The following is an 18,562-nucleotide window of genomic DNA, read 5'->3' as shown; positions in this document are numbered from 1 at the left end:
TAAGAGCGAGCTTGATGAATACAGGACTACAGCACTCACCTTTTTAGAGGGCCTCAGCTGCGTGGTCTGCCAAGCGTGAACGCTCACCGCGAGCTAATGTGACATGACCGCTATGACGCCACCCTTTAAAGCGGTCGACCACATACGTGAGTCCTGACGAGCCTTCTGTTAAGTAAGGCGTATCAATCTGAGCAATATTGCCTAAGCAAACAATCTTTGTTCCTGGACCTGCTCGAGTGACTAAGGTTTTCATTTGCTTAGGAGTCAAGTTCTGAGCTTCATCAATGATTAAAAACTTGCTCACAAAGGTTCGACCGCGCATGAAGCTCATGCTCTTGACTTTGATGCGTGAGCGGATCAATTCTTGAGTGGCAGCACGACCCCATTCGCCAGCACCATCCTCATTGCGTTGAAGGACTTCCAAGTTGTCATCAAATGCGCCCATCCAAGGTTGCATTTTCTCTTCCTCAGTGCCTGGTAAGAAGCCAATATCCTCACCGACTGGAACCGTGGCGCGAGTAATGATGATTTCTGTGTAGCGCTTGCTATCGAGGACTTGATCGAGTGCAGCAGCTAAAGCAAGGAGAGTTTTACCTGTGCCAGCTTGACCTAATAAAGTGACAAAATCAACATCAGGATTCATGAGTAAATTCAGGGCAAAATTTTGTTCACGATTACGTGCAACCACGCTCCAAACATTGTTTTTCTGATGAGAGAAATCCTTCAAGGTTTGGAGTAAAGCTGTTTTGCCATGAACCTCTTTAACTTGAGCATAGAAGGGTGTTCCACCATCGCTATTTTCTTGATAGACAAATTGATTCACCATCATTTGAGCAACAGCAGGCCCGGTCACGCGATAGAACATTGTGCCTGATTTGGTATCGCTCCAACTCTCCATGTCTTTGCCGTGCTTGGGCCAAAAATCAACTGGCAACTGAAGTACGCCAGAGTACATTAAGTCACGGTCTTCTAAAACCTGGTCATTAAAGTAATCTTCGGCTGGTAAACCTAGAGCACGAGCTTTGATGCGCATGTTGATATCTTTTGACACCAATACAACTTGACGATCTTTGCGGCTCTTTTGGAGTTCACGTACCACGCCCAAAATCATGTTATCTGCTTTACCGGTCGGCAAACCCTCGGGTAAGCTGATCTCATTCAGTTCAACCTGGAAATAAAGATTGCCTGTGGCCTCCTTATTACCCAGTTTATTTAATGGAATACCGTCTTCTAGAACACCGCTGGTGTTAGCTACCAGCTGGTCAAGCGAGCGGCTGATGGTACGAGCATTCCGAGCCACTTCGCTCATACCTTTTTTATGGTTATCCAACTCTTCGAGAGTCATCATCGGTAGATACACATCGTGCTCTTCAAAACGGAAGAGAGCCGATGGATCATGCATCAGCACATTAGTATCTAGAACGAATAGACGAATCACACCATCATCTGGAATATGGCGGACTCGATTGGATACTTTTGCAACAGATATGCTTGAAACTTTTTTGGATTTATTAGTGGACTGTATTTTCTCGATAGCCAGGTCTGCTAAAGAGTAAGGGCTGTGGGCTTCGCTACTATCCAGAGTCAGGTCTTTACTGGTTTCAATTTCAGTAACTTCTAATTCTTCAACTTCAATATCGGCTTCGATCTCAACCCTCTTAGGGCGCTTTTTTAATTGAGCTTTTGGCTGTTTGCTAATGTTAACTTTATCGGCGGCTTGGGTTGGGATAGGTGGCAATGGCATTCCGAAAGTCTCCTAATAAAGAAAAAACCGCCTACCGGGTGGGGTGGCGGTTATCGAGGTGAAGGTATTTTTTAACATCTATGTAACAAGTTATATTAATTTTTATGACAAAGCAATCATCTCTAAAATAAAGATGATGTTTAGATTACAAAGATTGAGCAGCCTTCAAAACATCCTGAACGTGGCCTGGAATTTTCAAGCCACGCCATTCGTGACGGAGAACACCTGCCTCATCGATCAAGAAGGTGCTTCTTTCGATGCCACGAACTTGTTTACCGTACATGTTTTTCATTTTCATCACGCCAAAGAGTTGGCATAGAACTTCTTCAGTGTCTGATAGGAGCTCAAATGGCAATTCAATTTTGCGCTTGAAGTTTTCGTGAGATTTAAGGTTATCCCTGGAAATGCCCACAATGAGGGTGTTGGCTTTTGTGAAGTCGTCGATGGCATCTCTGAACTCCATCGATTCAACCGTGCAACCCGGGGTTGAGTCTTTAGGGTAGAAATACATGACCACTTTGCGACCCTGGCAAGCGCTTGGAGTGAATACCAAGCCGCTTGTGGCTGGAATTTCAAAGTAAGGAATAGGTTTACCAAGTACAGCAGTCATACAGTCTCCAAAATGCTTAATTATTTGTTTATTACTGTATTTATATCAGAGTTGGCAGGGATGCTCTTTAATTTATGTTTTAGTGATCCATGATTAAGGCTGCTAATACATTGCGCCCTTCAGCCATTAAAACGTTATAAGTTCGGCAGGCAGCTTGTAAGTCCATGGTTTCAATACCAATTTTGGCCTTAATCAGGGGCGCAATCAGCTCTGGTCTAGGGAATTGGATCTTTAAGCCACTGCCTAAAATCACCAAAGCCGGCTTTTTTAAGGCAATCACCTCGAAATCTTCGACGCTAAGGGCTGCAAAGCTCTTGCAAGACCAGGGTGTCACAGGCCCCTCAGGCTGCAATAGGAGGGATGTTTCGTAGCGTGTAGCGTTAATTTCGATGTATCCAGAACCATAGGCAGAGACTGTATTGAGGGTGGGCTGGCGATCTGGCTGTAGTTTCATTTGGGTATCCCCTCAGGCTCTGTCATAATTACAAAATTATAGATAAATTAAGACTTTATGGTCTTCTTATTACATTCTGAGTGGTCATTGTGAAAGAAATCAAAAAATCCTCCAAATTAAATAATGTCTGTTATGACATTCGTGGTCCTGTGCTTGAGCTTGCTCAGCAAATGGAGGAGGAAGGTCAAAAGATCATCAAGCTCAATATTGGAAACGTTGGGGTATTTGGTTTTGACCCTCCTGAAGAGATTCAGTTGGACATGATTCGCAATTTGCCGAATGCTGCAGCCTATTCAGACTCTAAAGGTATTTTCTCGGCTCGCAAAGCCATCATGCATTACTGCCAAGAGAAGGGTATCGATGGCGTTACTCTAGAGGATATTTATACCGGTAATGGTGTGTCAGAGCTAATTGTCTTGGCAATGAATGCATTGCTCAACGTGGGTGATGAAGTATTGGTGCCAGCCCCAGACTATCCGCTGTGGACTGCAGCAGTCAGTTTATCGGGTGGTACCCCGCAACATTATTTGTGTGATGAGTCCCAAGAGTGGGCTCCTGATATTGCCGATATCAAATCAAAGATCACACCTCGTACCAAAGCAATTGTGGTGATCAATCCCAATAATCCAACCGGTGCCTTGTATGGCAATGACGTGCTTGAGCAGATCATTGCTTTAGCTCGTGAGCATGGCTTGATTATTTTTGCAGATGAGATCTACGATAAAACTCTCTTTGATGGTGAGAAGCACACCTCGATTGGCTCTTTATCGACAGATGTCGTCACTGTTACTTTTAATGGTTTATCTAAGAACTATCGTTCTTGCGGTTATCGCTCAGGTTGGATGGTGGTATCTGGTGATAAGAGCGGCGCCAAGGATTACATTGAAGGCCTCAACATGCTTTCATCCATGCGTTTGTGCGCCAATGTGCCAGGTCAGTATGCGATTCAAACAGCCTTGGGCGGTTATCAAAGTATTGATGATCTCGTGGCTGAAGGTGGACGCTTGCGTCGTCAGCGCGACTTGGCTTGGGAACTAGTAACTCAAATTCCAGGTGTCACTTGCGTTAAGCCCAAAGCCGCTTTGTATCTTTTCCCAAAGTTGGATCCAGAGATGTATCCGATTACCAATGATCAAGAGTTCATCGCAGACTTATTGCGCGAGGAAAAAGTGTTGTTGGTTCAAGGTAGTGGTTTTAATTGGGCAAAGCCTGATCACTTCCGGATTGTGTTCTTGCCGCACGAAGACGTATTGCGTGAGGCGATTGCCCGATTAGCTAAATTCTTAGAGCGTTACCGCAAGAAGTTTGGCAAAAAATAATTTAAAAGATTTATTCAATTCACATTTATTAAGTAAGAGTATTTATTCATGAAACCTATTCAAGTTGGTCTTTTAGGCATCGGTACTGTTGGTGGTGGTGTATTCACTGTTTTAGAGCGCAATCAAGAGGAGATCAAGCGCCGTGCCGGTCGTGGCATTCAAATCCACACAGTGGCTGATTTAGATACCAAGCGTGCTGAAGAGCTTGTAAAAGGTCGCGCTAAAGTGGTGAACGATGCCAAGATGGTTGTGAATGATCCTGAGATTGATGTGGTGGTCGAGTTAATTGGCGGTTACGGCATCGCTAAAGAATTGGTATTAGCCGCCATCAACCAAGGTAAACATGTTGTGACAGCGAACAAGGCTTTATTAGCTGTTCACGGTAATGAGATTTTTGCGGCTGCCCAAGCCAAGGGTGTTACTGTTAACTTTGAAGCGGCTGTTGCAGGTGGTATTCCCATCATCAAAGCCTTGCGCGAGGGTTTAACAGCTAATCGTATCGAATGGATTGCGGGCATCATCAATGGCACAACGAATTTCATCTTGTCAGAAATGCGTGACAAGGGTCTTGATTTTGATGTGGTACTCAAGGAGGCGCAGCGTTTAGGTTACGCAGAAGCTGATCCAACTTTCGACATCGAAGGTATTGACGCGGCTCATAAAGCTACCATCATGAGTGCGATTGCATTTGGTATTCCGATGCAATTTGATAAGGCGTATGTGGAAGGCATTACGAAGCTTTCAGCAGTGGATATTAAGTATGCTGAACAGCTGGGCTACAGAATCAAGCTATTAGGTATCACCAAGAAAACCGATGATGGTATCGAGTTACGCGTCCACCCAACATTGATCCCTACAAAGCGTTTAATTGCGAACGTTGAAGGTGCCATGAACGCTGTTCAAGTGATGGGAGATGCGGTTGGTACAACGCTTTACTACGGTAAAGGTGCTGGCGCTGAGCCAACTGCTTCTGCTGTGATTGCTGATTTGGTGGATGTCACACGTCTTCAAACGGCTGATCCTGAGCAGCGTGTACCGCATTTAGCATTCCAACCAGGCTCTGTCGTTAATACAAGCGTTTTACCAATTGGTGAAATTACCACAAGCTATTACTTAAGATTAAGAGTAGCAGATGTTACAGGCGTCCTTGCTGATATCACGCGTATTCTGGCGGACAACGGTATTTCAATTGATGCGATGTTGCAACGTGAAGCTGATGATGGTGAAAACCAAACGGATCTTATTATGTTGACGCATGAGACAAAAGAAAAACGTATTTTGGCAGCGATTGAAAAAATTGAAGCTCTAAAAACGGTTGAAGGTTCTGTGACCAAGATTCGTTTAGAGAATCTTAGTTAACACAACACCAAAGATATACAAAGTAAATTAACAAACCATAAAGACGAACATGCGTTACTTATCAACCCGTGGCCACAATGCCCAGCAAACTTTTTCAGAAATTCTCTTAGGTGGTTTAGCTGCTGACGGTGGTTTGTACTTGCCGGAGAAGTACCCGCAAGTTACCACAGCGCAATTGGATGCTTGGCGCGGTTTGTCCTACGCGGATTTGGCCTTTGAGGTTTTAAGTCTTTATTGTGATGACATTCCTCCAGTAGACCTCAAAGCTTTAGTTAAAAAAACATATACAGCTGAAGTCTATTCAAATGGTCGCGCAGATGATTCTGCAAAAGACATTACCCCGATACATTGGTTGGGGGATGAGGCGGGGACGCGTTTAGGTTTGCTCAGCTTGTCGAACGGCCCAACCTTGGCTTTCAAAGACATGGCAATGCAGCTTTTAGGTAATCTCTTTGAGTACACGCTCAACAAGAGAGGCCAAGAGCTTAACATCTTGGGTGCAACCTCTGGTGATACCGGTAGTGCTGCTGAATATGCCATGCGTGGCAAAAAGGGTGTGCGTGTTTTCATGCTTTCACCAAAAGGCAAGATGAGCGCTTTCCAAGTGGCTCAGATGTATTCTTTGCAAGATGAGAATATTTACAACATTGCCATTGATGGCGTTTTTGATGATGCTCAAGACATTGTTAAAGCGGTTAGTAATGATCATGCTTTCAAAGCCCAGCAAAAAATTGGTACAGTGAACTCGATCAATTGGGCGCGTGTCGTTGCTCAAGTGGTTTATTACTTCCAAGGTTACTTGTTAGCGACTAAAAACAGCACCGAGAAAGTTTCTTTCTGTGTGCCATCTGGCAACTTCGGTAACGTTTGTGCGGGTCACATTGCCCGCATGATGGGCTTGCCGATTGAGAAGTTGGTGGTGGCAACGAATGAGAATGATGTTTTAGATGAATTCTTTAAAACAGGTGTTTATCGTGCACGTCAATCTGCTGAAACTTTTCACACCACCAGCCCATCGATGGATATTTCTAAAGCAAGTAACTTCGAACGCTTTGTTTATGACTTGGTGGGTCGTGATCCAGTTAGAACAGCAAAAATGTTTCAGGATGTTGAAACCAAAGGCGGTTTCGATCTTTCAAAAGATGATGCCTACAAAACAATCAGCCAGTATGGCTTCGTGTCAGGCAAGAGTACGCATGCCAACCGCTTAGAAACCATTCGAGATATTCATGCTAAATACAGCGTGGTGATTGATACTCACACAGCAGATGGTGTTAAGGTGGCTAGAGAGAACCTGCAAGCCAATGTGCCGATGTTAGTTTTAGAAACTGCTTTGCCAATCAAGTTTGCTGAAACCATTCAAGAGGCCTTGGGCCGCTCTCCAGATCGTCCTGCGGCATTCATTGGGATTGAAGATCAGCCGCAAAGGGTTGCTGAAATGCCTGCAGACGTGAATCAAGTTAAAGCGTTTGTGGCTAAGCACACTGGTTTGTAATGGTGTTGATGAGCTCATTTGCTTACCCAGTTATCGGTTTTTCGGCTTATTCAGGAACGGGTAAAACTACACTGATTGAAAAAGTGATTGCTAATTTAACTGCTCGCTCCTTTGTGGTTTCATCCATCAAGCACACGCATCACCACTTCGACATTGATCGTCCTGGTAAAGATTCATACCGACACCGTGAAGCTGGGGCAAGAGAAATATTACTGGTTTCAGATCAGCGTTGGGTGTTGATGCATGAGTTGCATACCTCTCGGGAGCCCAGCATCCAAGAACAGGTCAGTCATCTATCGCCTTGTGATCTAGTTGTAGTTGAAGGTTTTAAAAATGCTGAAATTCCTAAAATCGAATTATGGCGTGCAGAGCATGAGCCTTGCGTAAGTCAGCCGTGCAAAGCGAATACCGATTTAAATATTCAAGCGATTGCTATTCCTGGTGGCCACACGGCTGCTCGACAACCTGTATTGCATCGCGACATTCAGATACTGGACTTGGATAACCACATTGAAATTGCAGACTATATTGTGAAGATTACAGGCTTAGCTGCAAAATTTCCCTCATCCCATTAGACTCACTCTATGACTCAGCCATTCACAGCATCTCATGCAAGTAAGGCGAAGCCTCCTATGAAGACGGCTGCTGAAGCATTGGCGCATTTATTAAATCAGGCCAAGCCTGTCAAAGAGATTGAATGGGTGACCACTCAAGAGGCTTTAGGTCGGGTTCTCGCACAAGATTTAGTGAGCCAAGTGGATGTGCCGCCCATGGATAACACTCAGATGGACGGTTATGCGGTAAGAGTTTCGGATGTCCAGCAGCTTGGTAGCTCTTTAAAGATTGCTCAACGCATTCCTGCGGGACATCTAGGTACTGCATTAAAGCCGGGGACAGTTGCTAGAATTTTTACAGGGGCAACCATTCCAGAGGGTGCGGATGCCGTGGTGATGCAAGAAGTTTGCGAGCTGGATGGGGATCATGTCCGTATTCAGGAGTTGCCAGAAAAGGGACAATGGATTCGTTTACAAGGTGAAGATTTAAGAGCCGGGCAGGTTTGCCTACAGCAAGGTACGTTTTTAAGACCTCAAGAGTTAGGTGTTGCTGCATCAGCTGGTTATGCGCAGCTACCGGTTTATAGAAAAATTAAAGTCGCTGCATTTTTTACTGGGGATGAGTTAACCCTGCCAGGTCAGCCCTTAAAGCCGGGTGGTATTTATAACTCTAACCGTGACACCTTATTAGCTTGTATCCGAGAGCTGGGTTGTGAGGCAACGGACTTGGGAATTGTTCCGGACACGCTGGAAGCGACCAAAGAGGCACTCCGACGCGCTAGTGTGGGGCATGACTTGATCATCACATCCGGCGGTGTCTCCGTTGGTGAGGAAGATCACATCAAACCAGCTGTAACGGCTGAGGGTCGTTTGGATATGTGGCAAATTGCCATTAAGCCAGGCAAGCCATTGGCATTTGGCGCTATTCGACGTACTGATACAGTCAGCGCGCCAGAAACTTGGTTTATGGGGCTGCCAGGCAATCCTGTTTCTAGTTTTGTTACGTTCTTATTGTTTGTTCGACCATTTATCACTCAACTTCAGGGTCGCACCAGTCATGCGATACCAGCAATCATGATGCGTGCTGATTTTGATTGGGAAAAGCCAGACCGTCGTAATGAATTTTTACGGGTGCGTATGAACGAACAGGGTGGCTTGGATCTGTTCCCTAATCAAAGTTCAGGTGTCTTAACTAGCGCCTCTTGGGCCGATGGTCTGATTGATAACCCGCCGTCCCAAGCCATTAAAAAAGGTGACTTGGTTAAATATCTTCCTTTTGCAGGTATGTTTTAATTCTGATTATGAAAATTAATCTCAAGTTTTTTGCATCCTTAAGAGAAGTACTGCAAACTTCACAAGAAACTGTTGAATTGCCTGCGGACGTTATCACTATCATGCAATTAAGAGACTGCCTCATTGCTCGTGGTGAACCTTGGTCTAGTGCGTTAGCTCAGGGTAAATCGGTTCGCGCTGCTTTGAATCATCAAATGGTAGAGGAAGATGCCTCTCTAATAGAGGGAGCTGAAGTAGCTTTCTTTCCGCCTGTGACCGGTGGTTGAAAACCAATACAGCAGAACTCATTAAGAAGAACTAGGAAAATATGCCCGTTCGCGTTCAAACAGAAGACTTTGATCTTTCAACAGAGATTAAACAACTCCGTCAAGGTGATGCCCGCGTTGGAGCTGTCGCTTCTTTTGTGGGAACGGTGAGAGATCAAAATGACGGTGCAGAAGTATCCAAGATGACCTTGGAACACTATCCTGGTATGACAGAAAAGTCTCTTGAAGAGATCATTGATCAAGCCAAAGCGCGTTGGGATATTTATGATGTTTTAATTATTCATCGCATTGGCCCACTCGATATTGAGGATCAAATTGTTTTGGTGGCTGTTACGAGTGCTCACCGGGGTGAGTCATTTGCCGCTTGCGAATTTGTAATGGACTATTTAAAGACACTAGCGCCATTTTGGAAAAAAGAAGATACCGAAGCTGGTGCTAGATGGGTTGATGCCAGGTTGAGTGATGATGAAGCACTCAAAAAGTGGCAGTAATCAGTGGCCATTCTTAAAAATAAACCACTATTACATCAACCGTTTAAAAGGTGGCAATCCGGCAATCAATTTTTTGCCATAAGGTTTTGTCTTTAAGCGCTTATCTAAAACAACTATCTTGGCTTTATCTGTTTCTGTTCTGATGCCGCGACCGACCCATTGTTGTAGTTTCAATGCCACAGCCGGAACGCTGATTTCGTAAAACGGGTTACCTTGATTTTTTTCAAGCCATTCAGCCTTGGCTTCTTCAACTGGCGAATCTGGTGGAGCGAAGGGTAGTTTGGTAATCACCACGACTTCACAGAGCTTACCTGGTAAATCCATACCTTCGCCAAAGCTTTGCATGCCAAATAAGATGCTGCGTTGATTGTTCTCAATCCGTTTTTCATGATTGGCAATCAATTTCGAGCGAGTTTGATCCCCCTGCATCAAGACGTCTTTTAAGAAATCATCCGGTAAGTTTTCATACACTTGTTTCATCTGCTTTTTGGATGTGAACAAAACCAAGGCGCCATGTTTTAAGTCAGTTAACTCGCGCGGAATAGCTTCGGATAGTTCTTGGGTATGACCTTCGGCATTCGCGCTAGGGCATTCCAACATATCAGGAACAGAAAATATGCCTTGCTCTTCATAGTTAAATGGTGACTCAGCTTCAAATGTTCGCGTTTTAGGAAACCAATTCAGGCCTGTTTGTCGAAGGAAGTATTGGAAGTCACCCATGGTTCTGAGGGTTGCTGATGTCAATATAGCGGCAGAACTCTTGGTCCAAAGTGTTTGGGCTAAGTTTTGAGCAGCGCTGATTGGTGAGGCATGCAACTTGAAGTCAAAGCTGGCCCCTAAGTCTTGCCACTCTAACCATTTGGCAATCGGAGGATCCGCTTCTGCCTGCATCAAATGCCAAGTATTGGAGAGGTTTTCTGTTTTTGATTGGTAACTGCCAATTTCTAAGATGGAAGGACTAAAAGACTCTTTATCAATGCTGTTATTTCTTTGATCATTAAGTTGCTGCAGTATTTTGGCAACACGGTTATTCAAGCCGATAGCTAATGGACCAATGACTTCTGCGTAACTAATGAACTCTTGCGAGAGTTCACCATTTTTAAAGCGTTGAATGGTGTTGTCGTGCGAGACCAAATTAGCCATGCGCAGGCTATTGATCATTTCGCGGGTATGCATGATCAAGCTTTCCACTATTTCATGGACCTCTTCAGCAATGTTGCCGCTGGAGTCAGGTAATAAAGCATCAGCACGTAAGACGGCGGCCATGATCTTTTCTAGCCAACGGGTGCTGGCAATCAGGCCAACGGAGGAGGCGAAATGCTTGATACCCACTGAAGGCAAGTTGTGCGCTTCATCAAAAACATACAAAGTCTCAGTGGCATCGGGAAGAATTTTGGAGCCCGATGCGATTGTTGAAATCACCAAATCATGATTGGCAATAATCACATCTGCTTTAACGAGGTCTCTTCGGGCATTGAAGTACGGGCAGACATTGAAGCGCTGGCAATGGCGACCTAGGCATGAGCTGCGCTCTGCAGCAATCCTGCTCCACATGGTATCTGTCACTTCTGAGGGGGCTGTATCTTTTTCACCATTCCAGCTGCCATCATTTAAAGCAATGAGAGCATCCGCAAATCGATCTTTATCTTGCTCTTTCGGTGGGCCGTCCCAGTTGGCATCTTCAAATAAAGCCGATTGCTTTGTCTTACCACTGATTTGTTCGAGTCTGATATTGCAGACATAACGACCTCGACCTTTTGCTAGACCGTAATGAAACTCCACGGGAGATATCTTGCTTAAGGCGGGAAGATCTTTATTCATCAGTTGCTCTTGAAGAGCAATGGTCGCGGTACTAATGATCACGCGGCGCTGAAGTAGTTTGCTGAAAATAATGGCAGGTATCAAGTAACCCAGCGTTTTACCTACGCCTGTTTTACCTTCAATAACGAGAAGGTTATCCCCCTGGCGATCATCTTTAGGGTCTTTAGCAAGATTTAAGGTTTGAGTGATTTCCTCAAACATTTGTTCTTGGCCTAAACGCGGCTTAAAGCCTGGCCAGCTATGTTGAACGGCTTCGTAAAACTCCTGAATTTTGGCTTGTATCTCTTTTAACTCGGCGCGGCTCACTTGAAAAATCCCAATTTATCGTTTTTTGCTAGCTTTTTCACAAGTGATTCGGCTTTAGATGCTTCAGACCGACTTTCAAACGGTTTGTTAGCCAATAGCTTAACCGGACCCCTGCCGCGGGTATATTTAGCACCAAGACCGTCGTTATGGGCTTTAATTCGCTTATCTAGGTCATTGCTAATGCCTGTGTAGAAGCTGCCATCAGCGCATTCCAAGATATATAAAGTCCATGTCATACCCACATGATAAAGGTCTGAGATTTATTTGATCTAAATCACTTGAAATAGGGGGTTTGATGACCATATAGTAATTATTAAATATGGGAGATCACGATGAGATTAGATAAATTAACCAGCAAGTTTCAGGAAGCCTTGGGAGAGGCTCAAAGCTTAGCGTTGGCGTCTGATAATCAGTACATCGAGTCAGAGCATCTGTTACTAGCGATGCTGCAACAAAATGAGAGTACAGCCAAGTCATTAATTAATCGGACAGGTGGCAATGTTGCAGCTTTAGAAAAAGCCGTCCAGACCTTAATTGCCAAATTTCCTCAAGTGCAAGGAACCGGTGGTGATGTTCAGATTGGACGTTCTTTATCGGCACACCTGAACTTAACTGAAAAAGAAGCTAGTAAGCGCGGTGATGATTTTATTGCCGGGGAATTGTTTCTATTAGTGGTTGCTGATGACAAGGGTGAGTTAGGTAAAGCCATCAAGTCAGCAGGTATCAGTCGTAAAACATTAGAGGCTGCTATTGAGGCAGTCCGTGGAGGTCAATCAGTGAATAGTCCCGATGCAGAAAACCAACGTGAAGCTCTTAAAAAATATACACTCGATCTCACTGAGCGTGCGCGCTTAGGTAAGTTAGATCCTGTGATTGGTCGCGATGATGAAATTCGTCGTGCGATTCAAATTTTGCAGCGCCGTACTAAAAATAATCCTGTGTTAATCGGTGAGCCCGGTGTTGGTAAAACAGCTATTGTGGAAGGCTTGGCACAGCGTATTGTGGATGGTGAAGTACCAGAAACATTAAAAAATAAACGAGTGCTGGTTTTAGACATGGCTTTATTGCTGGCTGGTGCTAAATATCGTGGTGAGTTTGAAGAGCGTCTGAAGGCGGTCTTGAGTGATGTGGCTAAAGACGAAGGTCAAACCATTGTTTTCATCGACGAGATCCACACCATGGTGGGCGCTGGTAAGGCTGATGGTGCGATGGATGCTGGCAATATGTTAAAGCCTGCATTAGCGCGTGGCGAGCTGCATTGTATTGGTGCGACAACGTTAGACGAGTACCGTAAATACATTGAAAAAGATGCTGCCCTAGAGCGTCGCTTCCAAAAAGTGATGGTAGGTGAGCCAAGTGTTGAAGACACGATTGCCATCTTGCGTGGTCTACAAGAGAAGTACGAGTTGCATCACGGTGTAGAAATCACCGATCCTGCTATTGTGGCTGCCGCCGAGTTATCGCACCGCTATATTACAGATCGTTTCTTGCCGGATAAGGCGATTGATTTGATTGATGAGGCAGCCTCACGCATCCGCATGGAAATTGATTCCAAGCCAGAAGTTATGGATAAGTTGGATCGCCGTTTGATTCAATTAAAGATTGAACGCGAAGCAGTCAAAAAAGAAAAAGATGAAGCATCTCAAAAGCGCTTAGGTTTGATTGAAGAAGAGATTAAGCGCCTTGGTAAGGAATACGCCGATCTTGAAGAAATCTGGAAATCTGAAAAAGGTGCGGCTCAAGGTACTGCTTCGATCAAGGAAGAGATTGATAAAGTTAAATCAGAGATTACCAAGCTACAGCGTGACGGTAAATTAGAGCAGGTAGCTGAGCTCCAGTATGGCAAATTGCCCGAGTTGGAAGGTAAGTTAAAAACAGCTGCTGTTGCTGAAGAAAAAGGTCAGGTAGCTGGTAAAAATAAACTGCTACGCACCCATGTTGGCGCTGAAGAAATTGCCGAGGTGGTTTCTAGAGCGACGGGGATTCCTGTGTCAAAAATGATGCAGGGTGAGCGTGACAAATTACTCAAAATGGAAGACTTCTTGCACCATCGTGTAGTGGGTCAAGAGGAAGCGATTCGAGCTGTTTCTGATGCGATTCGTCGTTCGCGTGCTGGCCTATCTGATGAAGGTAAGCCTTATGGCTCTTTCTTATTCTTGGGTCCAACAGGTGTGGGTAAGACCGAGTTATGCAAAGCTCTAGCAGAATTTTTATTTGACACAGATGAGCACATGATCCGTATCGACATGAGTGAGTTCATGGAAAAGCATAGTGTGGCTAGATTGATTGGTGCACCTCCAGGCTACGTCGGTTACGAAGAGGGTGGTTATCTCACTGAATTGGTTCGCCGTAAGCCTTATAGCGTCATTCTTTTAGATGAGGTTGAAAAAGCGCACCCTGATGTTTTCAATGTGCTGCTGCAAGTGCTTGATGATGGTCGTATGACCGATGGTCAGGGTCGTACGGTAGACTTCAAAAATACGGTGATTGTGATGACCAGTAATTTGGGCTCTCAAATGATTCAGTCGATGAGTGGTCAGCCACAAGATAAGCTCAAGGCTGCCGTGATGGGGGAAGTGAAAGATCATTTCCGTCCAGAGTTCCTAAATCGCATTGATGAGATGGTGGTATTCCATGGTTTGGATCAAAAGAACATTGCTTCAATCGCCAAAATCCAGCTCAAGCGTTTAACGGATCGCTTAGCAAAAATGGAGATGGTTCTTGAAGTGAGTGATGCTGCTTTGGCTAAGGTGGCTGAGGCTGGCTACGACCCAGTATTTGGTGCAAGACCACTCAAGAGAGCGATTCAGCAATATATTGAAAATCCAATTGCACGATTGATCTTGGAAGGTAAGTTTGGTCCTAAAGATATCGTGCCGGTAGATGTCGATAAAAATGGGGGCTTCTTATTTGATCGCGTTGTTCACTAAAGATCTTTCAGGAAGATATCCCTAACCCCTTTTAAAGGTGGTTGAGTTGAAGAAGTAGTAATATAGGCCGATGACAATTCGCAAAGACGCGGAGATCATCGGCCTCATCAGTTTGGCTCATGGATCCTCTCATTTTTACCATTTAATACTAGCGCCATTATTCCCATGGTTGAAAATTGAGTTTGGCTTAAGCTATGCTGAACTCGGTTTTTTGATGACTGTATTTTTTATCATTTCGACGATCATGCAAGCGGCAGCTGGATTTTGGGTTGATCATTCAGGCCCTTTAAAAGTTCTATTTTTTGGCGTTGCGATGTTGGCAGTATCCGCAGTAGTTTTAGCATTTTCCAATGGTTATTGGACTCTTTTGATAGGTGCCTGTATTGCTGGTATGGGCAATGGTGTTTTTCATCCAGCCGACTACACGCTGATTAATCACCGGATCTCCCCTGAACGTTTACCTCACGCCTATTCTATGCATGGTATTTCTGGCGCATTAGGTTGGGCCGCTTCTCCAGTTGTGTTGGTAGGCATTACTGCTTTTGCAGGATGGCGACAAGCTTTGTTGGTGGCATCTTTGATGGCTTGTTTCATATTGATACTGCTATTTTGGAGACGCCACGTATTAATGGGATCTCAAGAGGAGCGTCATCAAGAAGCTAGGGCGAGATCGAATGCATCGGCATTTTCATTTGATTTCCTGAAGTTGCCAGTGGTTTGGATGTGTTGGGGATTTTTCTTCTTGAGCGCTTTGGCTTTAAGTGGGATACAAAGTTTTGCGACAACTGCTATGCAAGTTTTATATGATCTGCCGCTGGCTATCACTTCAACAGCCATTACAACGTATATGTTGGGAAGTGCGGGGGGTATGTTTTTAGGAGGATTTGTTGCGCGACGTGTTCGCTTTCCTGAGAGGGTGATTGCCGTTGGTTTAGTTCTAGGTAGTGCCATTGCCATATTAATTGCTATGGCTCTCGTTTCTGGGTCAACGATGATGAGTTTGTTTGCTGTTATGGGCTTTTGTGTCGGAATGGCAGGGCCATCAAGAGATTTAATGATTCGTTCAGCAACTCCAAAGGAAGCATCGGGTCGAGTATTTGGTATGGTTTATTCGGGTTTAGATTTAGGCTTGGCGATTGGTCCGTTAATTTTCGGGTTATTGATGGATTGGAGCTTAGCACCAGGCGTATTCATCTTAATTGCATTATTTTTACTATTATCTTTATTGACTGCTTACCGTGTTAGTGGCAATACCCGCGCCACGCAACTTAAGCCTATCTTAAAATAATTAATAATAGTGAACTGCTCCACTATTACAAATTAAAAAATACTTATTCATGATGAGGTATCGATGAGCTCTAATGTTTCTTCTAATTTAATTAATTTTGCGACAACCGATATTTGTGACGCGAATGAAGATTTGATTACTCTGGGAGTATTGCGTGTCGTTGCACCACTTTTTAAATCCTATGGTGGTCTTGATAAATTTCAAGGTTCAGCAGTGACCCTCAAGGTATTTGAAGACAACACTTGGGTTAGGACACTTCTAGATGAACCAGGTCAAGGAAGGGTGTTGGTGATCGATGGTGGCGGCTCATTACGTTGCGCTTTAGTGGGTGGTAATTTGGGTGTTCTAGCCGAGAAAAATGGTTGGGCGGGCATCTTGGTTAACGGCTGTGTTCGCGACACCCAAGAGTTGCAGGGCTCCAAGGTTGGCATCAGAGCTTTAGCCGCTCATCCTCAGAAGAGCGTTAAGCGCAATATTGGAGAGCGGGATCTGATCATTGATATGGCGGGGACTGTTGTTAAGCCGGGGGATAGGATCTATGCGGATGAGGACGGAATTTTAGTCTCTGATAAAGCCCTAATTTAAGTCATTTCATGTAATTGACTAAGTGTTGCAAGCTATGAACTTGTTCACCACAATATGAAATATTAAAAATAAGCCATTGAATTTAATGGCTTATTTTAATTTATTTGCTTTTATATAAAGCTTGCTTTGTTTCTCTTAAATACATAAACTCTTATATAAGACATAAGACTTCAGTGCGTGCAACACAGGGGACTTATAAAGATTTTTATTGTTTTAAATAGGGAGAGAAACATGTCAACACGTCAACAAGAAATCGATGCATTGCAAAAAGATTGGGACACCAACCCACGTTGGAAAGGTATTAAACGAGGTTATACAGCTGCTGATGTTGTTCGTCTTCGCGGTTCTTTCCCAATCGAGCACACATTAGCACGCCGTGGTGCAGAAAAGCTATGGGGCTTAGTAAATAACGAGCCATACGTTAACTGTTTAGGCGCTTTGACAGGTGGTCAAGCGATGCAACAAGTTAAAGCGGGTGTAAAAGCTATTTATTTGTCAGGCTGGCAAGTTGCTGCTGACAACAATACATACTCATCTATGTACCCAGATCAATCTTTATACCCAGTTGATTCAGTACCTAAAGTTGTTGAGCGTATCAACAATACATTCCGTCGTGCTGATGAAATTCAATACTCAAAAGGTATCGAAAAAGGTGACAAGGGTCATATCGACTGTTTCGCTCCTATCGTGGCTGACGCTGAAGCTGGTTTCGGTGGCGTATTGAATGCATTTGAATTAATGAAAGCCATGATCAAAGCCGGTGCTGCTGGTGTTCACTGGGAAGACCAATTGGCTTCAGTAAAGAAGTGCGGTCACATGGGTGGTAAGGTTTTAGTTCCAACACAAGAAGCTTGTCAGAAATTGATCGCTGCTCGTATGGCTGCTGACGTTTGTGGCGTACCAACATTGGTGATTGCACGTACGGATGCTGAAGCTGCTGACTTGATCACATCAGACTACGATGAAAACGACAAGCCATTCTTGACGGGTGAGCGCACGGCTGAAGGTTTCTACAAGACTAAAAAAGGTATCGACCAAGCTATCTCACGCGCGATTGCTTATGCTGAATATGCTGACTTGGTATGGTGTGAAACTGGTACGCCTGACCTTGAGTTTGCTCGCAAATTTGCTGAAGCTGTTCACGCGAAGCACCCAGGTAAGATGTTGGCATACAACTGCTCACCATCATTCAACTGGAAGAAAAACTTGGATGACGCAACAATTGCTAAATTCCAACGTGAGCTTGGTGCGATGGGTTACAAGTATCAGTTCATTACATTGGCTGGTATTCACTCTATGTGGTACAACATGTTTGACTTGGCTCAAGACTACGTTGCTCGTGGCATGTCAGCTTATGTTGAAAAAGTTCAAGAGCCTGAATTCGCAGCTCGTGATCGTGGTTATACATTCGTTTCACATCAGCAAGAAGTTGGTACTGGTTACTTCGACGAAGTAACCACAGTGATTCAAGGTGGTGCTTCATCAGTTACAGCATTGACAGGTTCTACTGAAGAAGAGCAGTTCCACTAAGCAAGTCATTGACTCTGGCGTACCCCGCCTTTGTTGATTAGCCCGGCCAAAAGCCGGGCTTTTTGTTTTTGAGCGAAAATACCAAAATGAATTCAAATTGTCCTTTATGTACGACAGATGGTGGCGAGCTTCTTTGGAAGAACGATGAGATGCGCGTCATTTTTGCTAATGAGCCGGACTATCCTGGTTTTTGCCGTGTGATCTGGAATGAGCATGTGGCTGAAATGAGTCAACTCTCAGTGGACCAAAGGGCGCGCCTTCATCACATCGTCATGTTGGTTGAAAAAGCCATCATTGACGTGATGCATCCCGATAAAGTGAATTTAGCCGCTTTGGGCAATATGGTTCCTCATTTGCATTGGCACATCATTCCAAGATACCAATTGGATGTTTGCTTCCCCGGTTCTGTTTGGTCTGAAAAATTAAGACCTTCTAACCAAGAGCATTTGATCAAGCAACAAGCCAATACTGTACTTTTAAAGAAAAAAATACAAGATGTATTGGGAGTGCTTTAAGT

At 44.4% G+C, this 18,562-nt stretch carries 17 protein-coding genes; 12 read left to right on the top strand and 5 right to left on the bottom strand.

What is annotated here, in order from left to right:
• Nucleotides 1-43: 43 nt before the first annotated feature.
• The 3 genes from ICN28_RS02010 to ICN28_RS02000 form a co-directional block, all read right to left on the bottom strand.
• Nucleotides 44-1,744, bottom strand: a complete 1,701-nt coding sequence (locus tag ICN28_RS02010) for a PhoH family protein (protein ID WP_216285839.1) — start codon at nucleotides 1,742-1,744, stop codon at nucleotides 44-46.
• Nucleotides 1,745-1,889: 145 nt separating this feature from the next.
• On the bottom strand, nucleotides 1,890-2,354 hold the full coding sequence (locus tag ICN28_RS02005) for a peroxiredoxin (RefSeq protein WP_216285836.1): 465 nt from the start codon (nucleotides 2,352-2,354) through the stop codon (nucleotides 1,890-1,892).
• A gap of 79 nt (nucleotides 2,355-2,433) precedes the next feature.
• On the bottom strand, nucleotides 2,434-2,808 hold the full coding sequence (locus tag ICN28_RS02000; protein ID WP_216285835.1) for an Mth938-like domain-containing protein: 375 nt from the start codon (nucleotides 2,806-2,808) through the stop codon (nucleotides 2,434-2,436).
• An 89-nt stretch (nucleotides 2,809-2,897) separates the two neighbouring features.
• Here ICN28_RS02000 and ICN28_RS01995 point away from each other — a divergent pair, with 89 nt between their 5' ends.
• Genes ICN28_RS01995 through moaE form a run of 7 tightly spaced genes read left to right on the top strand, consistent with a single transcriptional unit; the run spans nucleotide 2,898 to nucleotide 9,585 of the window.
• Nucleotides 2,898-4,127 carry an aminotransferase class I/II-fold pyridoxal phosphate-dependent enzyme gene (locus tag ICN28_RS01995; RefSeq protein WP_216285834.1) on the top strand — a complete coding sequence of 410 codons (1,230 nt, stop codon included), beginning with the start codon at nucleotides 2,898-2,900 and terminating at the stop codon, nucleotides 4,125-4,127.
• Nucleotides 4,128-4,175: 48 nt separating this feature from the next.
• Nucleotides 4,176-5,486: a homoserine dehydrogenase gene (locus ICN28_RS01990; protein WP_216285833.1), complete on the top strand. Its 1,311-nt coding sequence runs from the start codon at nucleotides 4,176-4,178 to the stop codon at nucleotides 5,484-5,486.
• A 49-nt stretch (nucleotides 5,487-5,535) separates the two neighbouring features.
• Nucleotides 5,536-6,981 carry a threonine synthase gene (thrC, locus tag ICN28_RS01985; protein WP_216285832.1) on the top strand — a complete coding sequence of 482 codons (1,446 nt, stop codon included), beginning with the start codon at nucleotides 5,536-5,538 and terminating at the stop codon, nucleotides 6,979-6,981.
• Between the two features lie 8 nt (nucleotides 6,982-6,989).
• A complete protein-coding gene (gene mobB, locus ICN28_RS01980; protein ID WP_255536084.1) occupies nucleotides 6,990-7,556 on the top strand; it encodes a molybdopterin-guanine dinucleotide biosynthesis protein B in 567 nt (188 codons plus the stop codon).
• Between the two features lie 57 nt (nucleotides 7,557-7,613).
• A complete protein-coding gene (gene glp, locus ICN28_RS01975; RefSeq protein ID WP_216286842.1) occupies nucleotides 7,614-8,828 on the top strand; it encodes a gephyrin-like molybdotransferase Glp in 1,215 nt (404 codons plus the stop codon).
• Between the two features lie 8 nt (nucleotides 8,829-8,836).
• On the top strand, nucleotides 8,837-9,094 hold the full coding sequence (gene moaD, locus ICN28_RS01970) for a molybdopterin converting factor subunit 1 (RefSeq protein ID WP_216285830.1): 258 nt from the start codon (nucleotides 8,837-8,839) through the stop codon (nucleotides 9,092-9,094).
• Between the two features lie 41 nt (nucleotides 9,095-9,135).
• Nucleotides 9,136-9,585, top strand: a complete 450-nt coding sequence (moaE, locus tag ICN28_RS01965) for a molybdopterin synthase catalytic subunit MoaE (RefSeq protein WP_216285829.1) — start codon at nucleotides 9,136-9,138, stop codon at nucleotides 9,583-9,585.
• 30 nt (nucleotides 9,586-9,615) lie between these two features.
• Here the strand turns inward: moaE and dinG are convergent, their stop codons facing one another.
• Both dinG and ICN28_RS01955 read right to left on the bottom strand, forming a co-directional pair.
• Entirely contained in the window at nucleotides 9,616-11,712 is a 2,097-nt protein-coding gene (gene dinG / locus ICN28_RS01960) for an ATP-dependent DNA helicase DinG (protein WP_216285828.1), read from the bottom strand.
• Nucleotides 11,709-11,948 (bottom strand): GIY-YIG nuclease family protein, encoded by a 240-nt coding sequence (locus tag ICN28_RS01955; RefSeq protein ID WP_216285827.1) that lies wholly within the window; start codon nucleotides 11,946-11,948, stop codon nucleotides 11,709-11,711. The genes dinG and ICN28_RS01955 overlap by 4 nt, the downstream gene beginning before the upstream one ends.
• Before the next feature lie 96 nt (nucleotides 11,949-12,044).
• On the opposite strand from ICN28_RS01955, the gene clpB reads away from it, so the two are divergent.
• The 5 genes from clpB (at nucleotide 12,045) to ICN28_RS01930 (ending at nucleotide 18,560) form a co-directional block, all read left to right on the top strand.
• Complete coding sequence (gene clpB, locus ICN28_RS01950) at nucleotides 12,045-14,642, top strand: ATP-dependent chaperone ClpB (protein ID WP_216285826.1); 2,598 nt, start codon at nucleotides 12,045-12,047, stop codon at nucleotides 14,640-14,642.
• 70 nt (nucleotides 14,643-14,712) lie between these two features.
• Nucleotides 14,713-15,930: an MFS transporter gene (locus ICN28_RS01945; protein ID WP_216285825.1), complete on the top strand. Its 1,218-nt coding sequence runs from the start codon at nucleotides 14,713-14,715 to the stop codon at nucleotides 15,928-15,930.
• Between the two features lie 90 nt (nucleotides 15,931-16,020).
• Nucleotides 16,021-16,515: a ribonuclease E activity regulator RraA gene (rraA, locus tag ICN28_RS01940; protein ID WP_216286841.1), complete on the top strand. Its 495-nt coding sequence runs from the start codon at nucleotides 16,021-16,023 to the stop codon at nucleotides 16,513-16,515.
• 231 nt (nucleotides 16,516-16,746) lie between these two features.
• Complete coding sequence (aceA, locus tag ICN28_RS01935; protein ID WP_216285824.1) at nucleotides 16,747-18,045, top strand: isocitrate lyase; 1,299 nt, start codon at nucleotides 16,747-16,749, stop codon at nucleotides 18,043-18,045.
• 86 nt (nucleotides 18,046-18,131) lie between these two features.
• A complete protein-coding gene (locus ICN28_RS01930; RefSeq protein WP_216285823.1) occupies nucleotides 18,132-18,560 on the top strand; it encodes an HIT family protein in 429 nt (142 codons plus the stop codon).
• The last annotated feature ends 2 nt before the right edge of the window (nucleotides 18,561-18,562 follow it).

Origin of the sequence: Polynucleobacter sp. 30F-ANTBAC, assembly GCF_018882385.1 — a bacterium.
Classification (GTDB): Bacteria; Pseudomonadota; Gammaproteobacteria; order Burkholderiales; family Burkholderiaceae; genus Polynucleobacter.
Note: the sequence above shows the minus strand (reverse complement) of the source record. Positions and strands in the feature narration are given on the sequence as shown.